At 33.5% G+C, this 22,624-nt stretch carries 20 protein-coding genes and 25 tRNA genes; all 45 read right to left on the bottom strand.

What is annotated here, in order from left to right; all coding sequences use genetic code 11:
- Positions 1–38: 38 nt before the first annotated feature.
- Entirely contained in the window at positions 39–1,139 is a 1,101-nt protein-coding gene (locus ACRBBL_RS03740) for a slipin family protein (RefSeq protein ID WP_431367679.1), read from the bottom strand.
- A 1,483-nt stretch (positions 1,140–2,622) separates the two neighbouring features.
- Positions 2,623–3,108: a ribonuclease H-like YkuK family protein gene (locus ACRBBL_RS03735; RefSeq protein ID WP_431367678.1), complete on the bottom strand. Its 486-nt coding sequence runs from the start codon at positions 3,106–3,108 to the stop codon at positions 2,623–2,625.
- A 169-nt stretch (positions 3,109–3,277) separates the two neighbouring features.
- On the bottom strand, positions 3,278–4,285 hold the full coding sequence (locus ACRBBL_RS03730) for an RNA ligase, Rnl2 family (protein ID WP_431367677.1): 1,008 nt from the start codon (positions 4,283–4,285) through the stop codon (positions 3,278–3,280).
- A gap of 45 nt (positions 4,286–4,330) precedes the next feature.
- Complete coding sequence (locus tag ACRBBL_RS03725; protein WP_431367676.1) at positions 4,331–4,654, bottom strand: hypothetical protein; 324 nt, start codon at positions 4,652–4,654, stop codon at positions 4,331–4,333.
- Between the two features lie 104 nt (positions 4,655–4,758).
- Positions 4,759–4,831: transfer RNA gene (locus ACRBBL_RS03720), tRNA-Phe, on the bottom strand.
- 6 nt (positions 4,832–4,837) lie between these two features.
- Positions 4,838–4,908: transfer RNA gene (locus ACRBBL_RS03715), tRNA-His, on the bottom strand.
- Between the two features lie 8 nt (positions 4,909–4,916).
- A tRNA-Ile gene (locus tag ACRBBL_RS03710) sits at positions 4,917–4,989 on the bottom strand.
- 9 nt (positions 4,990–4,998) lie between these two features.
- Positions 4,999–5,071: transfer RNA gene (locus ACRBBL_RS03705), tRNA-Met, on the bottom strand.
- An 80-nt stretch (positions 5,072–5,151) separates the two neighbouring features.
- Positions 5,152–5,223, bottom strand: a tRNA-Arg gene (locus ACRBBL_RS03700).
- Between the two features lie 27 nt (positions 5,224–5,250).
- Positions 5,251–5,324, bottom strand: a tRNA-Leu gene (locus ACRBBL_RS03695).
- 7 nt (positions 5,325–5,331) lie between these two features.
- Positions 5,332–5,414 (bottom strand) — tRNA-Leu (locus ACRBBL_RS03690).
- 6 nt (positions 5,415–5,420) lie between these two features.
- A tRNA-Glu gene (locus ACRBBL_RS03685) sits at positions 5,421–5,492 on the bottom strand.
- 40 nt (positions 5,493–5,532) lie between these two features.
- Positions 5,533–5,605, bottom strand: a tRNA-Pro gene (locus tag ACRBBL_RS03680).
- A 5-nt stretch (positions 5,606–5,610) separates the two neighbouring features.
- A tRNA-Asp gene (locus tag ACRBBL_RS03675) sits at positions 5,611–5,682 on the bottom strand.
- 189 nt (positions 5,683–5,871) lie between these two features.
- Positions 5,872–5,943 (bottom strand) — tRNA-Trp (locus ACRBBL_RS03670).
- A 6-nt stretch (positions 5,944–5,949) separates the two neighbouring features.
- Positions 5,950–6,032: transfer RNA gene (locus tag ACRBBL_RS03665), tRNA-Tyr, on the bottom strand.
- A gap of 48 nt (positions 6,033–6,080) precedes the next feature.
- Positions 6,081–6,153 (bottom strand) — tRNA-Cys (locus ACRBBL_RS03660).
- A 4-nt stretch (positions 6,154–6,157) separates the two neighbouring features.
- A tRNA-Asn gene (locus ACRBBL_RS03655) sits at positions 6,158–6,229 on the bottom strand.
- Positions 6,230–6,235: 6 nt separating this feature from the next.
- A tRNA-Ala gene (locus ACRBBL_RS03650) sits at positions 6,236–6,308 on the bottom strand.
- 9 nt (positions 6,309–6,317) lie between these two features.
- Positions 6,318–6,404: transfer RNA gene (locus ACRBBL_RS03645), tRNA-Ser, on the bottom strand.
- 10 nt (positions 6,405–6,414) lie between these two features.
- A tRNA-Ser gene (locus tag ACRBBL_RS03640) sits at positions 6,415–6,501 on the bottom strand.
- A gap of 6 nt (positions 6,502–6,507) precedes the next feature.
- Positions 6,508–6,580, bottom strand: a tRNA-Lys gene (locus tag ACRBBL_RS03635).
- Between the two features lie 743 nt (positions 6,581–7,323).
- Positions 7,324–9,354, bottom strand: a complete 2,031-nt coding sequence (locus ACRBBL_RS03630) for a hypothetical protein (RefSeq protein ID WP_431367675.1) — start codon at positions 9,352–9,354, stop codon at positions 7,324–7,326.
- 12 nt (positions 9,355–9,366) lie between these two features.
- Positions 9,367–9,591, bottom strand: a complete 225-nt coding sequence (locus ACRBBL_RS03625; protein WP_431367674.1) for a hypothetical protein — start codon at positions 9,589–9,591, stop codon at positions 9,367–9,369.
- A gap of 31 nt (positions 9,592–9,622) precedes the next feature.
- A tRNA-Asp gene (locus ACRBBL_RS03620) sits at positions 9,623–9,695 on the bottom strand.
- Positions 9,696–9,710: 15 nt separating this feature from the next.
- Positions 9,711–9,782, bottom strand: a tRNA-Gly gene (locus ACRBBL_RS03615).
- A gap of 30 nt (positions 9,783–9,812) precedes the next feature.
- Positions 9,813–9,885 (bottom strand) — tRNA-Gly (locus tag ACRBBL_RS03610).
- A gap of 16 nt (positions 9,886–9,901) precedes the next feature.
- A tRNA-Met gene (locus ACRBBL_RS03605) sits at positions 9,902–9,972 on the bottom strand.
- A 31-nt stretch (positions 9,973–10,003) separates the two neighbouring features.
- Positions 10,004–10,082 (bottom strand) — tRNA-OTHER (locus ACRBBL_RS03600).
- 38 nt (positions 10,083–10,120) lie between these two features.
- Positions 10,121–10,196, bottom strand: a tRNA-Cys gene (locus tag ACRBBL_RS03595).
- Positions 10,197–10,213: 17 nt separating this feature from the next.
- Positions 10,214–10,285: transfer RNA gene (locus tag ACRBBL_RS03590), tRNA-Val, on the bottom strand.
- Positions 10,286–10,297: 12 nt separating this feature from the next.
- Positions 10,298–11,665: an SDR family NAD(P)-dependent oxidoreductase gene (locus ACRBBL_RS03585; RefSeq protein WP_431367673.1), complete on the bottom strand. Its 1,368-nt coding sequence runs from the start codon at positions 11,663–11,665 to the stop codon at positions 10,298–10,300.
- Positions 11,652–12,362: a hypothetical protein gene (locus ACRBBL_RS03580; protein ID WP_431367672.1), complete on the bottom strand. Its 711-nt coding sequence runs from the start codon at positions 12,360–12,362 to the stop codon at positions 11,652–11,654. The genes ACRBBL_RS03585 and ACRBBL_RS03580 overlap by 14 nt, the downstream gene beginning before the upstream one ends.
- Complete coding sequence (locus ACRBBL_RS03575; RefSeq protein WP_431367671.1) at positions 12,359–13,420, bottom strand: nucleotidyltransferase domain-containing protein; 1,062 nt, start codon at positions 13,418–13,420, stop codon at positions 12,359–12,361. Before ACRBBL_RS03575 ends, ACRBBL_RS03580 begins: the two co-directional genes overlap by 4 nt.
- Positions 13,421–13,429: 9 nt before the next feature.
- Positions 13,430–14,344 (bottom strand): hypothetical protein, encoded by a 915-nt coding sequence (locus tag ACRBBL_RS03570; protein WP_431367670.1) that lies wholly within the window; start codon positions 14,342–14,344, stop codon positions 13,430–13,432.
- Positions 14,345–14,349: 5 nt separating this feature from the next.
- Positions 14,350–15,093 (bottom strand): nucleotidyltransferase domain-containing protein, encoded by a 744-nt coding sequence (locus ACRBBL_RS03565; RefSeq protein ID WP_431367669.1) that lies wholly within the window; start codon positions 15,091–15,093, stop codon positions 14,350–14,352.
- Between the two features lie 388 nt (positions 15,094–15,481).
- A complete protein-coding gene (locus tag ACRBBL_RS03560; RefSeq protein WP_431367668.1) occupies positions 15,482–16,132 on the bottom strand; it encodes a hypothetical protein in 651 nt (216 codons plus the stop codon).
- A 67-nt stretch (positions 16,133–16,199) separates the two neighbouring features.
- Complete coding sequence (locus ACRBBL_RS03555; RefSeq protein ID WP_431367667.1) at positions 16,200–16,913, bottom strand: DUF434 domain-containing protein; 714 nt, start codon at positions 16,911–16,913, stop codon at positions 16,200–16,202.
- Between the two features lie 6 nt (positions 16,914–16,919).
- Entirely contained in the window at positions 16,920–17,795 is an 876-nt protein-coding gene (locus tag ACRBBL_RS03550) for a hypothetical protein (protein ID WP_431367666.1), read from the bottom strand.
- A gap of 5 nt (positions 17,796–17,800) precedes the next feature.
- Positions 17,801–18,544 carry an ATP-grasp domain-containing protein gene (locus tag ACRBBL_RS03545; RefSeq protein WP_431367665.1) on the bottom strand — a complete coding sequence of 248 codons (744 nt, stop codon included), beginning with the start codon at positions 18,542–18,544 and terminating at the stop codon, positions 17,801–17,803.
- 16 nt (positions 18,545–18,560) lie between these two features.
- A complete protein-coding gene (locus ACRBBL_RS03540; protein ID WP_431367664.1) occupies positions 18,561–19,352 on the bottom strand; it encodes a hypothetical protein in 792 nt (263 codons plus the stop codon).
- 13 nt (positions 19,353–19,365) lie between these two features.
- The gene (locus ACRBBL_RS03535; RefSeq protein ID WP_431367663.1) at positions 19,366–19,833 is read right to left on the bottom strand and encodes a hypothetical protein; all 468 of its coding nucleotides are present in this window, start codon (positions 19,831–19,833) and stop codon (positions 19,366–19,368) included.
- Positions 19,830–20,501: a hypothetical protein gene (locus tag ACRBBL_RS03530; RefSeq protein WP_431367662.1), complete on the bottom strand. Its 672-nt coding sequence runs from the start codon at positions 20,499–20,501 to the stop codon at positions 19,830–19,832. The genes ACRBBL_RS03535 and ACRBBL_RS03530 overlap by 4 nt, the downstream gene beginning before the upstream one ends.
- Positions 20,502–20,511: 10 nt before the next feature.
- The gene (locus ACRBBL_RS03525) at positions 20,512–21,393 is read right to left on the bottom strand and encodes an AAA family ATPase (RefSeq protein WP_431367661.1); all 882 of its coding nucleotides are present in this window, start codon (positions 21,391–21,393) and stop codon (positions 20,512–20,514) included.
- 179 nt (positions 21,394–21,572) lie between these two features.
- A complete protein-coding gene (locus tag ACRBBL_RS03520; protein WP_431367660.1) occupies positions 21,573–22,601 on the bottom strand; it encodes a T4 RnlA family RNA ligase in 1,029 nt (342 codons plus the stop codon).
- Positions 22,602–22,624: the final 23 nt, after the last annotated feature.

Below are 22,624 nucleotides of genomic sequence, written 5' to 3'. Positions count from 1 at the left end.
ACAGGAATAAAAACATAGTGATTATGTATGTTAAATATCTATTTATTAACTGAAAAAATATCTTTCAATTGAGTAACTACGCCGCCATTTCCTGAAACGGTAATCTCACCAATTTTATCTGCGATTTTCTCAACATATTCCATTTCTTTCAACTGATATAACATCGTATTTTCTTCCATCAATTTTGCCGTGTTAAGTAAGCTTCTTGTCGAAGCAGTTTCTTCACGACGTGTAATGATGTTTGCTTGTGCTTTTTTCTGAGCAATTAAAACTTGGTTCATGATTTCTTTCATTTCTCCAGTTAAAATCACATCACGAATTCCGCAAGACAATACCTTAATTCCTAAAGTTTCTACGGTATCTTTTATGTTTTCAAATACAGCATTGGCAATATTTTCTTTATTGTCTAATAATTCATCCAATGTGTAGTTTCCAACAAAAGTTCTCAACTTCAACTGCATTGCAATGTATAATTGTTTCTCAAAGTCTTTGTTGTCCAAAATTGCTTTCTTGATATCTGTGACTTTGTACTGCGTATAAAAGTTGATACGAATTGCCGCTTTATCTTTGGTCAATAATTCTTGACCAGCAATTTCTAGTTGCAACTGACGCATATCTACTTTTGAAATCTTGATATTTGTTGCATTTCGCCAAAAGCGATAAATACCAGAGTTTAAAATTTTCTCAAACTTATCATCAACCAATAAAATTGCTTTTTCATATTCCAATACTTCAAACAATCGGATATACTTTGACAAGTTATAGTTGCTTAGCAAGTTTTTGTCTTTGATCTCAGTAATTTCTGTCTTACTCAAATCAACTCGTGTAAAAGTTCTATTAATCAAACCTTTCCAGTACAAGTGTTGTCCTACTTCTAAAACAGTTTTAAAGTTTCCTTTTTCAAAAAGTAATACAATTTCATTATCCTTTACCTCAATTACTTCTAACATAGTTGTCAAGTTCACATCTTGCAATAAAATTTCACTAGCAATTGGCGCATGAAACTTTTCTGTAAGATCATAAATAACTGCATTTTGACTAAACTTTAGCCAATATGTTCCTTCAGTAATTACTTTCTGGTAGTTTCCGTTTTTAAAAACCAAACCTACTTTTCCTGTGTGAATTCGTACTCGTTTCATGTCTCTATTATTAATTATGCCATTACTGACGATTCTACTTTTTTAATCTCGATTATCGAGTAAAAACGAAGCGCATCAATCATTTCTCTTTCACGGAGATAAAAGATTTTACAGATGTTCACTAGTTCTTTTTTGAGGATGGAATCGCACCAAAACACAACTTAGTAAGCAGGTTTTTAGTTTGATTTGATCGTCAAGAAATAGTAGTTGCTATCAGCAAGCACTTTTTATGTCAAAGTGACTTCAAAATTGCTGTTCATCTCATTTGAAACTTCAGCAGATTGATACGTCATCGTTTTCGTCAAATTTAACAGCGTGACAGGCTGGTAATCTTTTGAGAAGAGATCAAACTTCAATCTACATTAAAAGTGTAGTACTCTACCAATTGAGTTACAGTAACCAACCTTTCGGAGCTACTGACCGGACTCGAACCGGCAACATCCAATAAACATTGTTCTAACCGCTGAACTATCTCTTGCGAGAATGGGATTCGAACCCATGACCCATGTTCCCCTTATGGTGGTGAATTATTATTTGGCCAATAACCCGAAGCCTCCAAGTCGAGTTGCATATAAAAACATGATACAAATTGTGCAACGTTTTATACAATGGTGCTATACAGAAACACGCAACAAGACTCGCTTGATATTTTAATAGTACCTCTTATCGGATTCGAACCGATACTTTCGTATGTACGAACAGATTGGCTGTAAATGCGCTTCCCTACTTTACATCTTGTGTATTTCGGTGCTTCTGCAAATTCTATTCATTAGCGAGCGTATCACTAACAACATATTCCAATCACTCCATGGTTACGTCTAACTTTTACCATAGCACTTCCCTTTATGCTAAAGAGGCTTTTGTTTACCTCGCTACAATCCACGTGTAGCGAGGATAATTAACCAAACAGTATATATTGATTAGCAACTGTTTTTCTTTCTGGTACAAATATTTCATAGAACTACGCATTCATTTTGCGTAGATAAAATATTTTCCTGGAGTTACTTTTTCTAACTTTGATTTTTGAGCAGTTTTTCCCAGTATTACTCTATAGAGTAAAGTTTTTTAGTAACAGGTTTGTATAATTTATTGGTATATTTTAAAAAGTAGGGCAACAGGCAAACAACGGAATTTTCCTTGTGGAAAATCGCTCTTACCCTAACAAATAAATGCTATAAAGGGCAGTGAGCCGGCAATTTGACATCTACGAGAGACTTTCTTTTTTGCAAAATTTTGCCATGTTGGTTTTTAACCCAACTTCGCTAGCACGGTCGCCCGTGTTACGCTACCTTAGGATCGTTATAGTTACGAAGTAACGCTGTTTTACGACACCTACTTTTATGATTTTTAATTTATTTTCTTCTTAAATCCTAGTTACAATCCACGTGTAGCTAAGATGATAAACCAAACAGTAAATATTGATTAGCTACTGTTTTTCTTTCTGATATAAATATTCATTAGAAAAGAAGAGGTATAATGCTATTTAGACAATACTATCTGCACAAGACGAACTTGCAAAAGCATAAGGTTTCGCTTTGAATGCAAAGCCCATTCCTAAGATATATCCCATTGCTTCTTTGAGGGCCACATTTGATTTGAATTTTGAGTCTGTATTAATATCTGCATGGACTTCTAATTGAATATTATACTTTTCCAATAGGTCACAAATGTTATAGGCTGTTTCTACGGATAGATTTACCTCTCTGAGCATACGCTCTTTTATTCCTATTTTAGTGGTTCCTTTTTCGTTTTTAATGAACATAAAACCACCTTTCCCTTCTCTGAGAATTACGATCACAGTACCATAGGCAACGTGTGTTTTATAAGCCTGTGAATCTGAACCCACATAAATCTTTAATCTATGACCAGCTTTTCGTTCTTTTATAATGGCATTTTCAATAAGCGTAGTTATGGGCACATCGAACACTTTTCCTGAAAAATTTCGCCATTTGTTTACTGCAATTTTCATAGTTTTTGTTTGTTTTAAAATTGAAAACAGTAAAATTTCTATCTACATTTTTGAAATAAAACGTATTATTTTATGTTCAAAACAATGCTTTATAGACTTTTAGAATCAATTGAGTTTTCATATTTATGAAGACTGCCCAAGAATAGAAGCTTGGACAGTCACCTCTACATTACCTAAAAAGAAGCACTTCTTTTACCACATTAGCAGCTTCTCTGTTAAGTATTTTTGTCATTACTTTTTGATGTTGTTTTTCCATCTTGTTCCAATCACTTTCATGATCTTTTACAAAATCTTCTAGTGCATCTTTAGCAAGCATTCCAATGGTTTTTCCAGTTTGTTTTGGAGAAAACTCACCAATCTTACTTTGTACATTCATCAAACGATTTTCATTTACATAGCCAAGAAGTGTGTTCATCAATTCTTTTTCAGTTTCAGAAAGCACTTCTGTAGCACTTGGCTTTGAAACTCTTGATCTTTTTTCATGTGACTTTTCAGACCATTTTTCGTTTTTATTTTTGAAAATAACGCGTTGTCCATTTCCAAAACGTTTACTTACTAATGGTTTGATGATGGTTCCTTCACAAATATTACCTTCAATTTTCGGAAGATTTAACCATTCATGAACTTTCGATTCAAATGCATTTGGATATGCCATACATTCACTAAAGGTTCCAGCAAAAAGTGTTTTTGCGTAAAACATTTCGACTTCTTCAAAGTATGTATTTGCAATAGTTACATCTAAATACTGTGTATGATTCAAACAAATGTCAAATGCATAAAAATCATTTTCAGGACTGTAAAAAACTCCTTTTTGAATACGAACCATTCCATCTATCTTATCTACCGTAGGATGCGGATAGCTTCCTCCAAAAATTTCACCAAAAATTGTGATCATTTCCGTTTCAGGAAAATCTTTCTTTACAAGTTTGAAAAGTGTTATAATTGCTTTTTCATACTTGTTTAAAACATAGTTGTAGTTGTTGAAGTTTTCATCTTCAGCAATTAAACTTGTACGTTTAGCAACTTGGATACTAGTTCCATCAGTAATAAAAGAAAAGTTAGCTCCATGTACTTTTTCTTGTACTACGAACACATCGTTTCCGTAATCGTGAAGGTATACCTGTTCGATTGCCTTTTCACGGTATGTATTTTCAATACTATTATATTTTTTAAACATGATTTCTTTTTTGTTTTTGGATGACTCCTAAAGAATCATTTCGTTTTACATTTCATTTTTTCTCATTTCATGCAATCGATCTCTACGATCAATTTCACCCAAAGGACTACCTTTGAAAGTGGAGATGTTTTGAAAGCCATTTTCAGAGGTAATTAATGATTGTTCCGCCAAAACGGCGCCTCTTCTTTTGTTTCCATAATCCCCAGTCATTTTTTTTGTAGCTGGATCTAAATCGCCCCATAAAATAGCAGGCTTTCCAGAATCTATTGGTTCTACAAAATAGGTGACTCCTGTTCTTTTTGAAGTCACAAGGAATCTTCCTGAATCTTCAGTTCTGTAAAAGAACCTTTGTAATACATCTTGTCTCATGACTGTTTGTTTTTATTAATTTTTAATTTGAGAAATGGCAAGATTTTACTTGCATCTTCGAGATAATTGCTCGCTATTTTAATTTTTAAACTACATTTCTTTTGTGGAATAAATAGGATTCGAACCTATATCTCTGGGACTTCAATCCATCGCATTGACCAACTCTGCCATTATTCCTGGTTGGGTGACTTCGGGATTCGAACCCTGTTCTTCTCATTCACAGTGAGGCGTTTTACCAAATAAACTAAAGTCACCATTTTTGTAGTGATAGAAAGATTTGAACTTTCATCTGCCAACTTATCAGATTGACGCTTTACCAATTAAGCTATATCACTATTTTTTAGTTGCGATAGAAAGATTCGAACTTTCAACTTCTGGCTTATGAGACCAGTGCTTTGCCAATTAAGCTATATCGCTATGGTAGACCCAAAAGGATTCGAACCTTTACCTCGAGAGTCAAAGTCTCGCCTGCTGCCGTTACAACATGGGTCAATTTGTAAGTCTAATAGGATTCGAACCTATACTCTTGGCTTCGTAAACCAATGTGCTATCCATTACACCATAAACTTGTTGCACTCCTTTCAAGATTGCGTTTGTACAGAGAGAGAGATTCGAACTCTCAGAAACCTGGGTCTAAGTCAGGCATGTTTACCGATTACATCATCTCTGCATTATAGTACCTGCGGTGGGATTCGAACCCACATGTGCTTCGCACGACAGCGTTTAAGACTGTTTTGTATACCAGTTCCATCACACAGGTGTTTTGTACTCTGTAGGGGAATCGAACCCCTAATTCTACATAGAAAGTGTAGCGTCTTAGCCGTTTGACCAACAGAGCATTTTATTTTAATAAAAAACCTTAAGTTTTCTATTCTTCGTCTGAGAAGCAGGATTCGAACCTACATCCTCTCGCGTCCAAGGCGAGTAAACAGCCAATTGTTCTATTCTCAGTTTTGCAGTACCGACGGGATTCGAACCCGCAACTTCTCGAGAGACAGTCGAGCACTCTACCGTTGAGTCACGATACTATTTGTATAGCTACTAAGATTAGTTCGTTTTGTTCTTATCTTAATAAATAGGAACTCATGAATGCAAAGCATTTCGAACTTAGACTATGAGGTTAGAAATGTTTTCACATTCACGAACTCCTTAATCTATAATGAATAACATGTGAGCTAAATCTCATGTGCTATCCATTACACCATAGCGATATTTTGCACGCCCGCAAGGATTTGAACCTCAACCGTACGTTTTGGAGACGTACATGCTACCAGTTACACCACAAGCGTGTGTTGTGGAAGTAGTAGGACTCGAACCTACACGCTCCGAAGAGACCAGATTTACAGTCTGGCAAGCCAACCAATTGCTCAACACTTCCAAGTAAATTATATACTATTCAAACAAGTTTGATACTACATAATCATTGAGACAAGGATGAGATTCGAACTCATACAAAACAGTTTTGCAGACTGCTGCCTTTGCCATTCAGCCACCTTGTCGTTGCGATATCGGAAGGATTCGAACCTTCAACCTAGAAGTTAACAGCTTCTTGCTCTGCCATTGAGCTACAATATCATTTTGTGGAGATACGGAGACTTGAACTCCGTGCTGCGAGATGCAAACCCACTGTTTTCGCCTGGTAAACTATATCCCCAATATGTTGCGGAGCGCAAAGGAATTGAACCCTCACCGCGGTTAAACGGACTTGATTAGCAGTCAAGCGTAACGAACCAATATTTACCTACACTCCAAATTAGTTGCGGAAGAAGTGGGAGTCGAACCCACACGAGTCATTAACTCCGAACGGTTTTCAAGACCGTGGCCACCGCCAATTGGCTTGCTCTTCCTTTTTGTTGACGCAGTGAGGTTCGAACTCACGACCTTGACGTTAAAAGCGCCCTGCTCTACCAACTAAGCTATGCATCATTTTTTGTTAAATAAAAACCATAAAAAAAGCATCTCTTTTTTGGGAGATGCTTTTATAAAGTTTATGTATAGTTACGATCATCGTAACATATCTTTATAATACTCCCATTGTTTTAAATACATAATATCCCATGTCTGTTCTTGTAAAAACAGTCTGTCGCAACTTTCCGGCGATCGGAGAATGTTTGCTAAGGCGGATATGTGATGTATATTAAATTTCATGATGTTTTTTTGTTATGTCGTTTCTTGTTTTTGACGTTGCAAATATGGAAACGATTTTTTGATTACGCAAATCTTTTTTTAATTTATTTTATTGATAATCAAATAGTTATGTTTGATTTTGGATATAGGAATCCCTGTCCGTTATGTAACGGATATTGAACTTTTTGCCAACTGTCTGTCTCTCAATTGCTTTTTGTTTCAACCTTTTATTTTTCTATTTGATTATGCGACTAACATTTTTTAATTTTTTTTCATAAAAAAAGCGCCCAATTCCTTGGACGCTTTACTGTTTGTATAATTTTTGTGTTATTTCATATTAAACTTCACTGATAAAAATGTACATAAAGCGTCTCGTTTCGCCAAAATGGTTCAACCATTCCGCGATTTGTGTCTTGACTTTTCAGGCAAGAAGAGGCAATATGTAAATAAATTTTTGTCATTAGTGTGGCAAATATGTGATATTTATAGGGTTCCTTCCAAATTTGAAGCGTTATTTATAATTGTTCTAACCCTATTGGTATTTAGGATTCTGCAACAAGTAAGCCAAAATATTCTTCTTTGGTTAATGCTCTAATTGTTCCTTCAGGTCTTACATTTCGTTTAATTTCACATAATAAAATATCTCCTTGACGCTTTATACAAGAAATATATGGAATCACATTTTCATGCACGCGAAATGTAGAAGCAATCGCAGAAAGCGGATCATTCTTGTATGCTTCTTCAATCCAAATCCAATGTTCTTGATTGGTAGAAGTACACCAACATTTTACTGCATAACGCAATTGTTTTTCACCACGCCAAGATCTAAAATGCTGTACTTTATTGAAATCGGCTTCGTAAATTTCAAAGACGTTGTGTTTTTGCACCATTTTTTTATTTCCTAATTCATCATATTGAATATGATTGACTTCAATTCCTTCTGTAGCAATTCGTTTTGCTTTGAGTTTTTGCATAAAAGTGTCTACACCAACATAGTTGAATGCAAATCTTTTCATAGAAAAATCGTGTAATTGAAATATGTCTTCATAAGTAAGCGGAATTACTTTTTTCCATTTTCGTTTAATTGAAGTAATAATTTCATCAAAAGACGCACTGGCTTCGTATTTCCATTCACGTGTTAATTCGCGCGTATAGAAATTATCAAAAGAAACATGGCGCATTTTTAGAATGGCAATTAGCCTTTGTATAGGTAATTTATCTTCACTTAAACGACTCCATCTTGAGAAGGATTCCTTTGAGATGATAAATTCTGTATTTCGATTTTCTACAGTATGAAAAAAATGATCAATAATGAGATGTTCAGTATCTTTTTGATACATCATTGTTCCTACTTTTTGCAGACTAGGAAGTCGTTCTCTAATTCGATAATTTTGTCGTTCACCAATATCTAAAGTGTCTATGTAAGTTAATCTTGGAGCTGTTGCAGAAGAGATGTTTTTTAACATTCTTATGTTGCAAACACCTTTTACTTCTTCTAGTTTAGGAAATGAGCAGAATTCATCAAACGTTATTTTTCCACCTATATATTTTAGGCTTTTGAACTTATGTTTAATTTTTGGTTTGTGATAATGATGCTGTCTTATCGATAAATCGCCTTGAATAAAAAGTAAATTAGGAATCTCAATTTTAGAGCTGATACCACAATGTTTTCCAATTTTATAGAGTGATTTTGCGCTTAGGTAACTTTTTTCATGCGTTACTAATTTTTTTGTTGTTTCTGTGAGTGCATCACAAACCATTTTTGATTTTTCTCTTACAATTAGCGCTCCCGTTTTAAGAAGTTTTCTAAAAGAAGCGTTTCCTTTTTGAATTTCAATTCTATCGTTAACGCTTTCAACATCTATATTTATAGGTTTTGTTGTACTGATTTCACAGCTTCCATGAATTGTTTTAAGCTTAGGACTTTCAAAAAGACTTGCTGCTTTTCCACTTTTAATGTCATCAAAACTTAAGCTTGGTTTTGCTATGTAATTACTGAATTTATCAGAGATTTCAAGTGTGAAATCGCCATAAATTGTTTCTAAGTTAGGGCAGTTTACTTTTGCATTGCTAATTTTTAAATTTCCGTAAATTGCAGTACTGCGCAAAGTAACATTGCAATTTTCTATGCTGAGGTTGTATAATTCACCTTTTTCCAATTCATCTAAATCTTTTTGAAAAAGAACGCGTTGCCATTTTTCTGAGATACGACTTTTGAGCACATTGGATTTTCCGGTGATTATTTTGAGTTTGGGTAATTCTACAAGATGATGTTGTTTAAAATCACCTAGTATTTTGCTTAATTCAGGAAGTAAAATATCATTCCCATGAATGTTCAAATTTCCTTGAATTTCTGTGAGTTTTGGTAATTCCGCTTTATGCGCATCTAAAGAAACCAATCCGAAAACAATTGTTAAGTTCGGAAATTTACAACCAACGGCGCGTGCGTACAATTCGCCACTCATTTCACGAATGGGAATTACTGCATTTTTCAGATATATTTCTAATCGAATAGTATCTGTTTCCGAGATATTGGCAATATCTTCTTCGGTATATATTTTAATTGTTTTCACAGATATTAAATTTTAGTCAAAAGCATTTTCAATGATCCGAGTTACAGGATTAAATTCTTGTTGCACATACTTAATCACATATTTACTTTCTGTTTTTATAATTCCGTGTTCACCATGTGACACCATTCCTTCACCTTCAATTTGTAATACTTGTGTACTACCAACTGTATGGCGAACTTTTATTTCTTCGGCTTCTAAAATATGTGTATTGGTTGTTTTTTCTAAAGCGTATTTCATGGCTTTGTATTTTATCAATTTATAAATAGGCAACAGTAGGCGAGATTCGAACCCGCAACTTCCTGCGTGACAGGCAGGCACTCTTCCAATTGAGCTACTACTGTTACCATTATGGAACAAAGATTGAGTGAGATTTGAACTCACATCTCCAAAATGGATGTTTGATATTCTTCCAGTTGAACTACCAATCTTTGTATGTCAAATTTTATTTTAAAATAGGCAGCAGCACTTGAGATTTGAACTCAAAACCCTCTGCTTGGAAGGCAGATGCTCTTCCAATTGAGCTACTACTGCTACCGTTTTTTTAGTAAAGGTTGAGCGAGATTTGAACTCGCACCTCTAGATATGAGCCAAGTGTTCTTCCAGTTAAACCATCAACCCTTACATATTTTTAAAGATCTTTTTTGAGACAAAGGCTGAGCGAGATTCGAACTCGCACCTCCGGAATAAAATGTCTGTTTACAGGTGTTCTTCCATTAAACCACCAGCCTTTGCGTATCAAAATTTCTTATTATTATTATTTAAAAAGTGTAGCAGACGGGACTCGAACCCGCAACCTTCGTTTTGTTGACGATATTCTTCCAATTATCTTGAACTACTGCCACATCTTTTATATATTATGCACAGCAGACGAGGATCGAACTCGTGCCCTCTATCTTGTAATGATAGTATTCTTCCGCTGAACTACTGCTGTGCTTTCTTCATTTTACCAATCTACAATACAGTAGTTTTTTAATAACTTTCCTGTAAATATAGTATTGTTTTTTTCATTTTCATAGATAGGATGCACGATTCTTGATGCGCCATCAACAGGGTCGAGTGGCGGAATGTATCCTTTTTCAAATTGTTTTTTACGCAAGGTTTCGCGAGCTCCTGTAGAAACCCAACCAACATCAACTGCATTCATATAAATATGATCTTTTTCAAACGTCATTGCGGAAGTTCGCGTCATCATGTTTAACGCCGCTTTGGTCATATTTGTATGCGGATGAAACATGGTTTTGTTGTTGTAACTGAATTGTCCTTCGGAAGAAGTGACATTGATGATGTGCTTTTTAGGAAAGCTAGAATTTTTCAATAATGGTACTAATTCTTTAATTAAGAAATATGGAGAAATTTGATTGATTAAATTTACTTCAATCAATTCCTGCATGGAAATTTCTTCCAAGGTAGCATTCCAGCTATTTTTTGAACGAGTGTCAATAGGTTGTCCAAAACGATTGAGTTCCAAGAAACTTTTTTCTACATGATTGTTCAATAATTTTACATTCGCTACAGGCGTTTCATTCGCGATTAAGTTTTGCTGACCAGAAAATTCTAATGCCAATTGCTGTTCTTTGGCAATTAATGGTGTGTAGTATTGATCGGTATATTTGATCGTTTGCGCTGCATTATTGATGAGAATGTCGAGCGTTTTGTGTGTGTTTTTGTAATAGTGAATGAAGTTTTCAACCGATTTCAGATTTCGTAAATCCAATCCGTATACGACTAAGTTGTCTTTCCAGGATTCATAATCTTTTTCTTGACGAAATAAGTCTAAAGCACTGGCAGGAAAACGTGTTGTCACGGTTACATTTGCATGAGAACGTAACATTTTTAATGCTGTAGCGTATCCGATTTTTACGCGTCCACCAGTTAAAATGATGTTGCGACCTGATAAATCGAGGTTTTTGAAACGATTTTCATAATTGAGTTCAGCACATGATGGACATAATCGATTGTAGAACGAATGTGCCAACGAAAAGGAAGTATTGCAGCAATAACAGTTTTTAGGAACATTCAACTTTGTAAATGATTGCGGAGATTGTGCTTCATCTTGATAAATTGTGGTGTTTTGCAATGCGTTTTTAGAAATTTCACTGTTTAAGATCGTTTCTAAATCTTCCTTCTTTTTTGAGGAAAATGTACCTTTTCGGTTTGACTTTTTTGCCTTTTTAGTAATCTTTGTGAGGAGCGTTCCAAATTGTTTATTATCTGGATTCTCCAACGGATTTTCCTTTAGGACATGCAAAACTTTTAGGCACGTTTCCCATTCCTGTTGCGAAAAATTATATGTTTGTTCATGTTCTGTCATAATCGTAATCTTCAAAAGGTTCTAAAAATCCAATGAGTTCTAAGGTTGATTTTTTCCAGCGAATTCCGTGTCCACTAGGAATACGTACTTCATACACAATTTCGTGTTTGTAATGTGTAAAAACATTCCACCAGGTTTTGTGTTTCAGCATGTGTTTTACCAATTTTTGTACATTTTGTTCTTTCTCTTCCGCACTTCCTTTTACGGTTCCCCAGAAACTTTCCGTAGAGCGTTGTGCGTGTTTTTCCCAAGCACGAACCGCTTTTGATATTTGATCGTTATGTGCTTTGAAACTCTGTTTTAACAATTCGTTTTGCAAAGGCGGAATTCCATGTTCATCTTGAATACTTGCTGAGGTTAATCGTTGTCCGGAAAGTATCAAGATGTGCCTGAAGTTTGTTCTTTCTACGGCAGTGGCAAAAGCCTTGCGCGTTAGTTTATTATCTTCAAAGTTATATTTTTTTAAGATTTTGAATTGTTCTTTAAAGATGATAAACGCCTCTTTTATATCTGGAATAATTTCTTCTTCAAAATTGGGTTTTCCGTGAAATTTCTCAACATCATGTTCATACAAAGCATACACATTACGCGCTAGTACAGACAGATGTTCGTTCTGTAAAAACGCGCTGTATGTTGCTTTCCAATCTTCCGAAAGGAAACTTTTACAGGAATAGGCTATGTCTAGTAAAGCGTTCACTGGTTTTGAGTATAAAAATCGGTTCTAATGTTAATGAGTAATGTATTAATTTTTTCTATATCTGGATGTCCTGGTAACGTTGAATTTGCATATAAACTTTCCAAATCTATTTTTAATTCGGTTGCCCAAGTCACCAATTCGTCATATTCAAACTTTCCATGTTTTATATCGAGTAAAAATTCACGATCTGGGCGTTTTACATGAATTGTATTTTCTGTTGCAATTTCTTTTGCCATACGTAACAAGCGAAAGGTATGCATCATATTTTTAGAATCGTAATTTTTTCCATGAGAAACCGTTGTTTTATAACGTTCTTCATTTCGTTTTTCAACCCAATTCCAATATTCTTTGTACTTCTTGCAGTAGCTAGAGTAATTGTCTTTATTGTAAAATAACATTCCAATTGTCGTTTCTTCTTTTGGGATAGAACTCAACGATAATTCATTTGCTTTTTCACTTTTTAGAATTCCTTTGTAGGGAATTTTTTCGTTGTGATATACGTTATAACAATCTTTTAAATGTGGAATATTTGCAATGCCACAATGTTCTTGTTTTATTTTGTTATTAGCTAAGAACGTTTTTAACGGAATTGAAGTTCCTTCATCGTAGACAAAACAAAAATCCAACACAGACTTACGTTCTTTTTCCATTGGATTGACGATTTTCTTTTCCAATCCACGCGCTTTTTTGATTTGTGTAAACGCGTAGTTTGCAAATGATTTTTCGCATTGTTTGGATAGAAATATGTCTAGCTTAATTTTATCAAACAACGGATCTTTGTATAAAATACAATCTTCCGAAACATTCAGTAATTCTAAGATATTTGGATTGTTTTTGGCGCATAACGAAATGAATTTTTGCAATTCATAATATACAGTATCATTCGTTTCATCATTGATTTGATCAATGTAATCGAGTGAATAATACATGGATTTTGGCAATACAAAAACACCACGAATGTCCGTGTCGGAAGTTGGCGTGTCCAATCCGTAGGCACGACTTCCGCTGATACATTCGAAAATGATATGTCCAGATTTTTTGAGTTCTGAGAGTGTCATTGTATTACTTTAAAACGAATTAAATTGTTTTTGTTGATCGTTATGTTCTCCATCTTCATCTTGCGCAACAAATGTTTTTGTTATGGGTTGTAAAGATCCTTCTACTTTATTTGGATTCTCTTTCCCAAAACTAGACCAACCAGAGCTCCAATATAAAATCATTTCTTCAATTACAGGAATGGATTTTGTTTTTGCAGTTCCAAATTCTACATCATGAATTTTTTGTACTTCTGGTTTTCTTTCTGGATACCATTCCTCATCTTCTTTATCATATACATCGTCAAATAAATTCAGATGTTCTTCGAGTTCTCTTAATAAATAGTGCCGCATATTCCAGCCGTATACAATGGTGTCCGAACCTCTAATTGATAACACTGGATTTTGTGTATTGTTATGATTACTCACTATAAATCGATGTGCGTATACTGGGATTAATTTTGGTATTTTTTCAAACCATTCCGAAAATATTTTTTCCTTAGTTTCATCAGATTTTGGTCGAATGTTTCCCCACGATTTTAGCCAAACTCTATTTGTTCCCTTTACATCAGAAAGCATTGTTTTGTATGGCCAATACATTGTGTCTTTTATTTCTTCTTTATCTGTGATCCAATTGTAAAAGAATGAACTTTCTTGAGATGTAACTTCTCCTGTCTCATCATCTTCATACGTATATACTTCCTTTTTATCAATAGCGTGTAATATTTTTAAAAATTGACGATGTTCTTGCGTGAATTTTAAATTGAATTCTTTTTCTGTTTGATCGATTTCTTCTTCGGTCATGCCCAACCATTTTGCACCATAAGCCCAATCTTCACAAACAAAATCATCTTCAGAAGTTTCTGGATTTTTGCTCCAAAAAGCTTCCGTTGTTTCTTTTATCCAATATAAAAATTCTGTATAATCTTCTGGTATGTGTAATTTCATCTGTTCTATATTGTTTTTATGAATAGTTTATTGAATTCTTCAGGATTTGATTTTATATTTTTCAAATCGTTTCGAACTTCATCATTTTCTGTGACAATGCGTTTTACCAAATTGATTAAACGTATATCTACTGGAGCATCACTTTTTTCAATGTGTTTGCTTTTTAGTAGAATCAATTCATCTAAAAGAGAACAAGATTCTTTATCTAAAAGCGGATATAATTCACGAAAATTTACTGGCGGAACAGTTTCTTTTTTGTAAACCCAATTCGCGCATAAAGCTGTTCGTATGGCATAGAAATAACTTTTTAAGGTCATTTCATTGGTGTCTAAAGTTTCTTCAAAATTTTTGTTCATGCTGTGATAATGAAAGAAACCAGCAACAGGATTGAAATTGTCTTTAGCAACGGTTTTCATCTCTTCCAAAAGCGTTCCAGAACTTCTGTATACAATAGGAGAGAAGAGCCAACCTAGTAAGGAAGCATTCGATTTTGCTAGCAATTTTAATGCTTTTTTAATGTCCCAACCAGCACCGTCCAATTCATCTTCTGTCATAAACTGAATCGTATCTTTTTGTTCCCAAAGATTCAAATACCAATCGGATTTGTGTTTGTACACAAAGCGAATATCATAATCGGAATCGGGAGAAGCAAAGCCCCAAGCTCTGCTTCCTGATTCGACAGCGAATAAGATTTCGATATTGTTATCGCGTTCTATTTCGTTGAGTTTTTCTAGTATTCGTGTTTTCATTTTGACTATTTTTTAATAGCAATACCACAAAAGATTTTTTTGAGGTAATGGAAATTCTATTTCTTGTCCTGCTACTTTTTTTCTGAGAATGACTTTGCATTTTGTGCGATATTCTCTATTTAGACTTCTTCGGAATTCACTAGAATCGCTTGTCCAAGGGTTTTTAGCAGCTCGCGTTCTTTTTTTACGCTTGTGAGCTTGTTTGAAATTGTAAATTTTCTTGTTTTTACATGTTTTCATTTTGTATTGAATTATCTGTTAGTAATTCAATACACGGTACCTTTTTTAGTTTGCATGATTTTATATTTTTAGTTGTTTTGTATTTCTGAGTTCAAAGATGGAATTTGATTGCGCAATATTTTTGCGTAGCAAAGTTTATACTATTTTGTTAATCATTTTCTAGACTTTTTAAATCTTTTTCCAATAAAGAATGTATAAGTTTTGTTAAGGCATAAGACACTTCTATAATTAGAGTAGTTAATTCCAGCCAACTTCCTATTTTTACATGAGGATCATCTTTTGACATATAGTAAATTGTTCTTATTTCATTTTCTAAATCTTCTCGTTTGACTATCATATCATTATAATGTTGAAAGCTAAAGTGTACATAACCAGAAGTAGCATCATAAACATTTGTTATCCATGAATAATCTTCAGATAGTGAATTAACTAGATAATTATCAAACATTTTCTCTCCCTCTCGATCTTTTAAATTTCTTATTTTTTTGCCTAATAAAACCTGAGTAGCAATTTCATTTGGATTGTCACATAAACTAAAGGCATGAAGTCGTATTAAATTGTCAAGATATATTCTAGATAATGGCGCAGCACATGTGAAATTCTTTGCCTTAATTAAAGTTGTAATTCCTTCCATTGTAGAAATGGATCTTTTTAAAACTGTCATCACACATAGTTTCAAGTTTAGATTCCCTTTTTTTTCTAATAAATTGAGAACGACTTGAGAGATTTGAAAAAGTTTTTCTTGTCTCTTATCTATCTTATTTAGATGTAGTTCTAACTGCTTTTCTGAAAATTCCATGATTTTTATTTCTTAACTTTAGCTCGAAGATAAAATTTGATTACGCAATATTTTTGCGTAGTTTGTTTTATTCAGATTCCACCACATTTTTCTGAGGAATGTGTTCATCTACAATGTGTCGCACCATATTGCACCAAGTTGTTGCATTGTCTAAAACCCATGCGTCAGAACTGATGGCAATTTTTCCGCTTTCAGCAATTAACTTATCAGGATTATTGTCTAAAATGATTTCCCAATTGAGTTGGTTTTTGTCTGCGAATTCTCGTAACATTGTTTTTAAACGTCCACTATTGGAAACAGGTTTATCAAAGATCCACGTTGCTTTTTTTACCTTGTTTTCTTGTAGAAAGTTTGCAATGAGTTGAATGGCTTCTGGCGTTTGTTTTACTTTTTTGTAGGTTCCGTGTACGCTTGATAAATCGCGATAGCAACCATCTAAACCTTTAAAAAGATAGGCGCTAGATAAAGCACTTTCTAGCATGATTAATACATTAAAACCATCGAGCATGACTTCTTTTTCAGCTAACTGATTTGGTTGTAAACAATTTTCTGCACGTTTTTCAAGTTTATGATTTGCTTCACTCATTCCTTGTACGGCACGTTGTTGACGATTGTTGAGTTTGTAACGATTTCCAACTAATGGCAATGACGATTTTTCAGAGAATCCTCTACTCAATAAATACGACATATCTTTGATAGCTTCTCGTATTTTTGATTGCATTTTAGGATCGCCAAATAAACGATCGTCACTTCCTTCTTTTCCTCTGCTTCTTGTTGCCATGATAGTTTATTTTTTCTTTTTGATCTTCCAAAACATTATAAAAACGGTAATCAGCAATCCAATTCCAATTAAAAAAATGATGAGAGCGTAATAGCCTTGATTATTTTCATTAGTTAGTATTACAGTACTGTATACAGTTAAAATAATTCCAATGATTAACATCGGATATAATCTTTTTTTCATTATTTCTATAGAAGTGTTTTCAGCAACTTCCATTATTTTTTCAAGTTCTTCATCTTTGAACCCATTTTCTTTTAATAATCGTTTTATCCTAGATTTGGATTCTAAGTTTACAAGCTCATTAATTGCATTATCTATAATTTGCTTTTTTTGTTTAAGCTGTATAGGTTCTTTATGTTTTATAATATTTAAAGAAGTTTGAAGAAAGTTATTCCATTGTTGTTTCTTTTTATAGCGATTATATTCGTCAGTAATTGCGCGAGCAGATTTTTTGAGATTGAAGTATACGTCTTCTTGTTTTGTTTTAACTAAATCATCTTTTATATAAGATAGTTCGTCATTTAACCTTTGAAAATCAAATAGGATCTGATACTGATTTTTACTACGATTATAAATTTCTGCTAGTTTTGCTGAATGAAGAAAAACAGTCTCTTTATCTCTAGCCGAAATTATCTTCATACATTCTTGATAAATCTTAAGACTTATCAATTCTTCTTTAGTTGTATATTTTGATATAACTTCTAGTAAGCATTTTTTAAAATTATCTGATGTATTATTTATGAGTGTCAAATCATACAATAAAGAGTCAGGTTTAGGCTTATAAACATCGGTTAATATTTGTATGTCTTTTTTGAAATTTTCTTCTGAAATTTTCTCAAAGAGTACTTTATATACTTTGTTTTTTAGATTTTTCTGATTCATTAAAATTAAATTTTCACTTTCTCACAACTTTTCACAATCGTCTGAATTACTTTTTTAGGATCACACGCATAGACGCCCGAACTCCATACAGGATTTGCTTCAATGAGTGCCCAACCTTTTTCAGGAATGTACCCAACATCAATGACGACTGCTTTTGGTAAATCGATGGTTTTGTCGGTTAGAAATTTATTGAGAAAGTTCAGCATTTCTGTTTCCTCGCTTTTTTCTATAGAATCTTTTAGTTCAATTTCTCCGTTGTAAATGTAGGTTGACCATGTTTGAATGGTTCTATCAATGACAAAACAGCGAACTTCAATCGTCCAACGTACGACATCGGAAACGAAGACTTCAATAGTTGCATCAATCGTACTATACCCCTGGATTTCTTCCACGGAAGTGTACACACCAGCAGGGAAAAATTTGAAATCGACAGGTTTTATAAATTTGTTTTGTACGTTCTGAATGTTTCCAAAACGATCATACGTTATGTTTCGTAAGGTATATTTTAGCGGAACACTTGCCAACCAATCGTCCGTAGGTTTTAGGAGTTTTAGATTGCATTGTTCGGCCACAATCGTTGTGAATAAATCTTCGCCATAAACCGCCACAACATCTTTTTGATATTCCGCAGGAACATTCCAACTACCAAATCGCATCGCAGTAAATTCCGTATCAATCGTTGCCTGATTGATAATCATAGAATCTTCTGAAAAGTTGGGAGATAGTACAATTATTTTTTGTGTGTTCATGTTGTTATTTTTTAGCTTATAAACCAATTTCTTTGACCATATCTACACGTTCATTGTTACATGAAAGTATGTTTTCTGTTGATTTGAAATCTCCAAAGTCAATAACTGTTTGTAGCCATTTGTTTTTTAGTTGTGTTAACGTGTTTTTAGCCTTTAGATTGATTTCTTTTCTGAGAATAAAATCTGAAACTTCAGGAACATGTTTTAGTAATTTTTCTTTCGAATATACTTCTATATTTTGTGTGATGAGTAATTCATTCTGTACTAAATAGAACGCGATTATTTTCCAAGCATCAGCATCAGGTGTATTTTTTTGGTTGAAGCTTTCAATTTTTGAAAAATCAATTGTTTTTAGAACCTCTAGCTTTAATTGAAACGGATGAATTCCACGTATAATAGGTCTAACTTTCGTTCGTAAATGCGTTCGTGTCAACATGGTCAAAATTGTTCTGACTGCTTTGTAAATTGCCAGAGTTTTATTTCGTTTGACAGTTCTTGTAACAGGAATTTTAAACAATTGTTCATGATGTTTATGCGTGTGATAAAAGGCATTGTTGAGTGAATCTATCCATGATTTTGTGTAAATAGTATCGACTAAAATTCCATCTTCAATCACTACAAAAATTGCATTCCAATCCAGTTGAAAATGGAGTTTCAATTGTTTTAGTTTCCGTTTGCGTTCTTCTTGCGTACTTGGCATTTCTGCTTTTGGTAGCACAATAATTACATCAATATCTGTAGAGCTTTTAGAGCCATATTGAAAGTATTGATACGGAAAATTGTCAATTTTTGTGAGACTAGGTTTCATGATTGAAATTTCTTTATACTTCTTCTTTTAGATTTTTGATGGAACGTTCTATAAGTTCGTAAAAACTGTCAGTATCTTTTTTCCTTCGAACATAATGTTTAAACGAATTGTAATGTACTTTTCTTAGCGGATATTCATCTATAATTTTAGCTAATTGTGGTAAGCTTTTTGGTGGATTTCTAGCATTTAAATACGTAATGAACGGATCCGTTGGCGGATGATTTGGAACTTCAAAACAAGTTATTTCGGGATGATGTTGCTGAAAGTAAGATACAAAGTCAAATGTGTGATATTCGCCATATAGAAATATTATTTTTCCATCGTATTCTTTTAAACGAACTTTTATCTTTTTTCGCAATTTTCGTCCCCAAATTCGATTTTTTATATAAATCCAAGGAGATAGTAATAACAGTACAAATAGAAAAGCTATGAAGCTCACTATAGTCACGATTATTTGCCAAGGATTTTTATTTTTTTTCATGATTTTGTATTGTTTCTTACTAACGTTATAAACAGTTTTAAATGCTTTTGTAACGCTTCCGAATTTTGCTCTTTTCGTAATATATAGTTTTCCAATTCAGGAAATAATGCTATGATCGCTTCTTTTGTATATACTTCTTTGTTGTTAAGTAAAGCTAGAGTCATTCCTAGTTGAAACGCCAAAGTTTTATACACTTCTATGACCGAACCGTTTTTGCCAAAATCTGTATATTTTTCGAGTTGAATCGTAGCTAAAAAATCAAGTTGCGTATCAACATCTTCACGAATTGCTGCTTTTGCTTGTATTCGCAAATCGGTTCGTGTAAAGTTCCCAACTAGCGTACGCGCACAACGTACAATTCGCGATTGTAAATCTCTTGAAACCATATGTTGGATATGATTTTTAAATTTCTGATCGTGCAAATCGTAAGTTGTATATAGCGCGTTGTTGAGTTCGTCAGCACTGCCTTTAAAATTTTCTATGACAATACCATTTTCTACAATTGCCAAATTTGCATTTACAGGTTTTGACGTATTGAAATTCGTTTGTGCTGTATACATTTTTACAACTTCATGATTTCCTCTGATACCATCTAAACTGTCTACAAAAAAACATACATCTAAATCTTCCGAACTTTTTGAGCCAAATATTTGATATGTAGGTTTCATGATTTCTTGATTAAAAGTTCCCGTAGAAGACTTGCAAACAAGGGATTTGTAGCTTTTGTCTCCACAAATCAACCACTTGGTTTCTGTCGTCTAATACAAATTCGATGTAATACTTGTTTTCAATATTTTCTGTAAATAATTCTTCTTTAATGATGGAATCTTTACGGTTGTCTTTTACTTTTCGCATCCATAAGGCATCATAGTCCACTTCATGTTTTTCTAACCAACGCTCTGTTTCTGGTTGATGCGCAGCACTTCTGCCAGATAGTAACAAGATTTTAAAACCTAAGTCTTTATAGTTTTTGACTAAATTGACAATTGGAATGTTTGGTAAATCATGTTCACATTTGTTGCCTTCAAACGGACTTCTATTATTGATTAGTGACAACGTACCATCTAAATCGCAAATAATTGCTTTTGGCAACGAAGCGTCTTGTTCCCTGATCTCGTTTTTCAATCTTTTTTCTCCATGCAATTGTTTATGCATTTTTAGAATGACTTCTCGTCCTACAGGGTTTTCACGTTTTGCATCTCTTGCAATTGCTTCATCAACATCAATTTCCATAATTTTCTCTTCTACTTTCACTTGATGTCCTGTTTCTTCTCTGTATGCTGCTGCAATTTGTTGAATTCGTTCTAAGTTCGATTTATCAAGATTTGTATCATCGACAATGACATGTTTTCCATGAATCAACGCTTCTTTGATTAAAAAATCGCGTGTTCTTTTGATGAATTTTTCATTTCCTTTAGAGAAATGTCCATTATCCAACATGGCACGCAAACTATCACGATTGATACGTTTGTACATTCCAGGACTATCTGCAATGAGTTTCTTTGCGTATGTTGATTTCCCTGAAGCAGGAATTCCCTTTAGTATGATTATTTTTTTCATAATATTTTTTCTTCAATTGATTAACACTAATGTCAAATCGAGCGCAGTCGAGATTCAATAAAAATACTCTTTAGCTTCTCGGTAACTTTGCTAGGTGTCATTGATTCAACTGTAGTTGAATTTTGATAATGCTCGAACTGACAATAACTGATATCATTAAGATTTATAATTTCTTATACTTAATTAAATTCGTTTGAAAATGCTTTTTCGAATGTTGGACGAATGTATTTCCAAATGATTTGATCGTATTTTTTATTGTTTTTCATTGCGAATAACACTGCTGGATATTCACAAGTTTTAAAGTATGCTGCGGTTTCGCTATCGGTTTCCATTTCTTTATATTCCGCTTTTGCGATGGTTTCAATTTTGGAAAAATTAGCTTGTAAATCTGCTTCTACTTTTCGTACCCAAGTGTAAAATTCGTCTGGCACATTTTTAATCCATTGCATCAAAGTTCCTTCTGTTTTTAAGGTTTCCCAAATAGTTAATGACGAAACTTGCGTTACAATTTTATGTAATTCAATGTAATCTTCAAACTTAATCTTTACTCGAAAACCATTTTTATATTGAATTACGAACCCTTCTTGGTTTTTCCAATTGAATGCTTTCAATTCTAATAAGGAAGTAAAATCATAACGTGTTGGTAATGGAAAACCAATATCCTGCAATGTTTCATTTTGTCCACTTTTGGTATCTATAATTGCTAATAAAACCAATTTTTCTTCTGTACCGTAATCTACAATAATTCTGTTTTCTGGATAAATAATTTCAAACATATAGGTTTTACTTTTATCTATTTTATTAAAAGAATCGGCGTATTTTTCATGCAATATTTTGGTTGCTTTGATAGCTTGTTTGCTCGTAAATGAACCTCTGGTTGCTATATATGGCGTGTTATCTAACCAATATAAAATACCTAACGAACCGTCCATTTTTTCAAATACTTCAAAAGGTATGTTTGGTAACTGATCGTATCCAATTTCTTCTACATTGAAAAATTTCTGGATTGTATTTGCTACAATGTTGTAATTTTCATCCAAGATCAATCCTCTGCATTGCAAGGTTTCTTTGGTCCAATATTGCTCGTATTGCACAGATTGTGTGTAGTTATATATCCAAAGATTTGCATTTGGATGTTTACAGTTATGAATATAACCATTGGCCATTGCCTGCTTTAATTTTTCGATATGTACTACAGTTGTTTTCATTTGTTTTTTAATTATAGAACAAA

This window comes from Kordia sp. (assembly GCF_050633145.1).
GTDB lineage: Bacteria > Bacteroidota > Bacteroidia > Flavobacteriales > Flavobacteriaceae > Kordia.
Note: the sequence above shows the minus strand (reverse complement) of the source record. Positions and strands in the feature narration are given on the sequence as shown.

What these genes read in the sequence shown, in the direction of transcription:
- ACRBBL_RS03725 (WP_431367676.1), bottom strand. Translation starts at nt 4,654, where the DNA reads ATGAGACAAGATGTATTACAAAGGTTCTTTTACAGAACTGAAGATTCA.
- ACRBBL_RS03540 (WP_431367664.1), bottom strand. Translation starts at nt 19,352, where the DNA reads ATGAAACCTAGTCTCACAAAAATTGACAATTTTCCGTATCAATACTTT.
- ACRBBL_RS03565 (WP_431367669.1), bottom strand. Translation starts at nt 15,093, where the DNA reads ATGAAAACACGAATACTAGAAAAACTCAACGAAATAGAACGCGATAAC.
- ACRBBL_RS03555 (WP_431367667.1), bottom strand. Translation starts at nt 16,913, where the DNA reads ATGGCAACAAGAAGCAGAGGAAAAGAAGGAAGTGACGATCGTTTATTT.
- ACRBBL_RS03575 (WP_431367671.1), bottom strand. Translation starts at nt 13,420, where the DNA reads ATGACACTCTCAGAACTCAAAAAATCTGGACATATCATTTTCGAATGT.
- ACRBBL_RS03570 (WP_431367670.1), bottom strand. Translation starts at nt 14,344, where the DNA reads ATGAAATTACACATACCAGAAGATTATACAGAATTTTTATATTGGATA.
- ACRBBL_RS03545 (WP_431367665.1), bottom strand. Translation starts at nt 18,544, where the DNA reads ATGAACACACAAAAAATAATTGTACTATCTCCCAACTTTTCAGAAGAT.
- ACRBBL_RS03625 (WP_431367674.1), bottom strand. Translation starts at nt 9,591, where the DNA reads ATGAAATACGCTTTAGAAAAAACAACCAATACACATATTTTAGAAGCC.
- ACRBBL_RS03520 (WP_431367660.1), bottom strand. Translation starts at nt 22,601, where the DNA reads ATGAAAACAACTGTAGTACATATCGAAAAATTAAAGCAGGCAATGGCC.
- ACRBBL_RS03560 (WP_431367668.1), bottom strand. Translation starts at nt 16,132, where the DNA reads ATGGAATTTTCAGAAAAGCAGTTAGAACTACATCTAAATAAGATAGAT.
- ACRBBL_RS03730 (WP_431367677.1), bottom strand. Translation starts at nt 4,285, where the DNA reads ATGTTTAAAAAATATAATAGTATTGAAAATACATACCGTGAAAAGGCA.
- ACRBBL_RS03735 (WP_431367678.1), bottom strand. Translation starts at nt 3,108, where the DNA reads ATGAAAATTGCAGTAAACAAATGGCGAAATTTTTCAGGAAAAGTGTTC.
- ACRBBL_RS03550 (WP_431367666.1), bottom strand. Translation starts at nt 17,795, where the DNA reads ATGAATCAGAAAAATCTAAAAAACAAAGTATATAAAGTACTCTTTGAG.
- ACRBBL_RS03530 (WP_431367662.1), bottom strand. Translation starts at nt 20,501, where the DNA reads ATGAAACCTACATATCAAATATTTGGCTCAAAAAGTTCGGAAGATTTA.
- ACRBBL_RS03585 (WP_431367673.1), bottom strand. Translation starts at nt 11,665, where the DNA reads ATGACAGAACATGAACAAACATATAATTTTTCGCAACAGGAATGGGAA.
- ACRBBL_RS03740 (WP_431367679.1), bottom strand. Translation starts at nt 1,139, where the DNA reads ATGAAACGAGTACGAATTCACACAGGAAAAGTAGGTTTGGTTTTTAAA.
- ACRBBL_RS03535 (WP_431367663.1), bottom strand. Translation starts at nt 19,833, where the DNA reads ATGAAAAAAAATAAAAATCCTTGGCAAATAATCGTGACTATAGTGAGC.
- ACRBBL_RS03525 (WP_431367661.1), bottom strand. Translation starts at nt 21,393, where the DNA reads ATGAAAAAAATAATCATACTAAAGGGAATTCCTGCTTCAGGGAAATCA.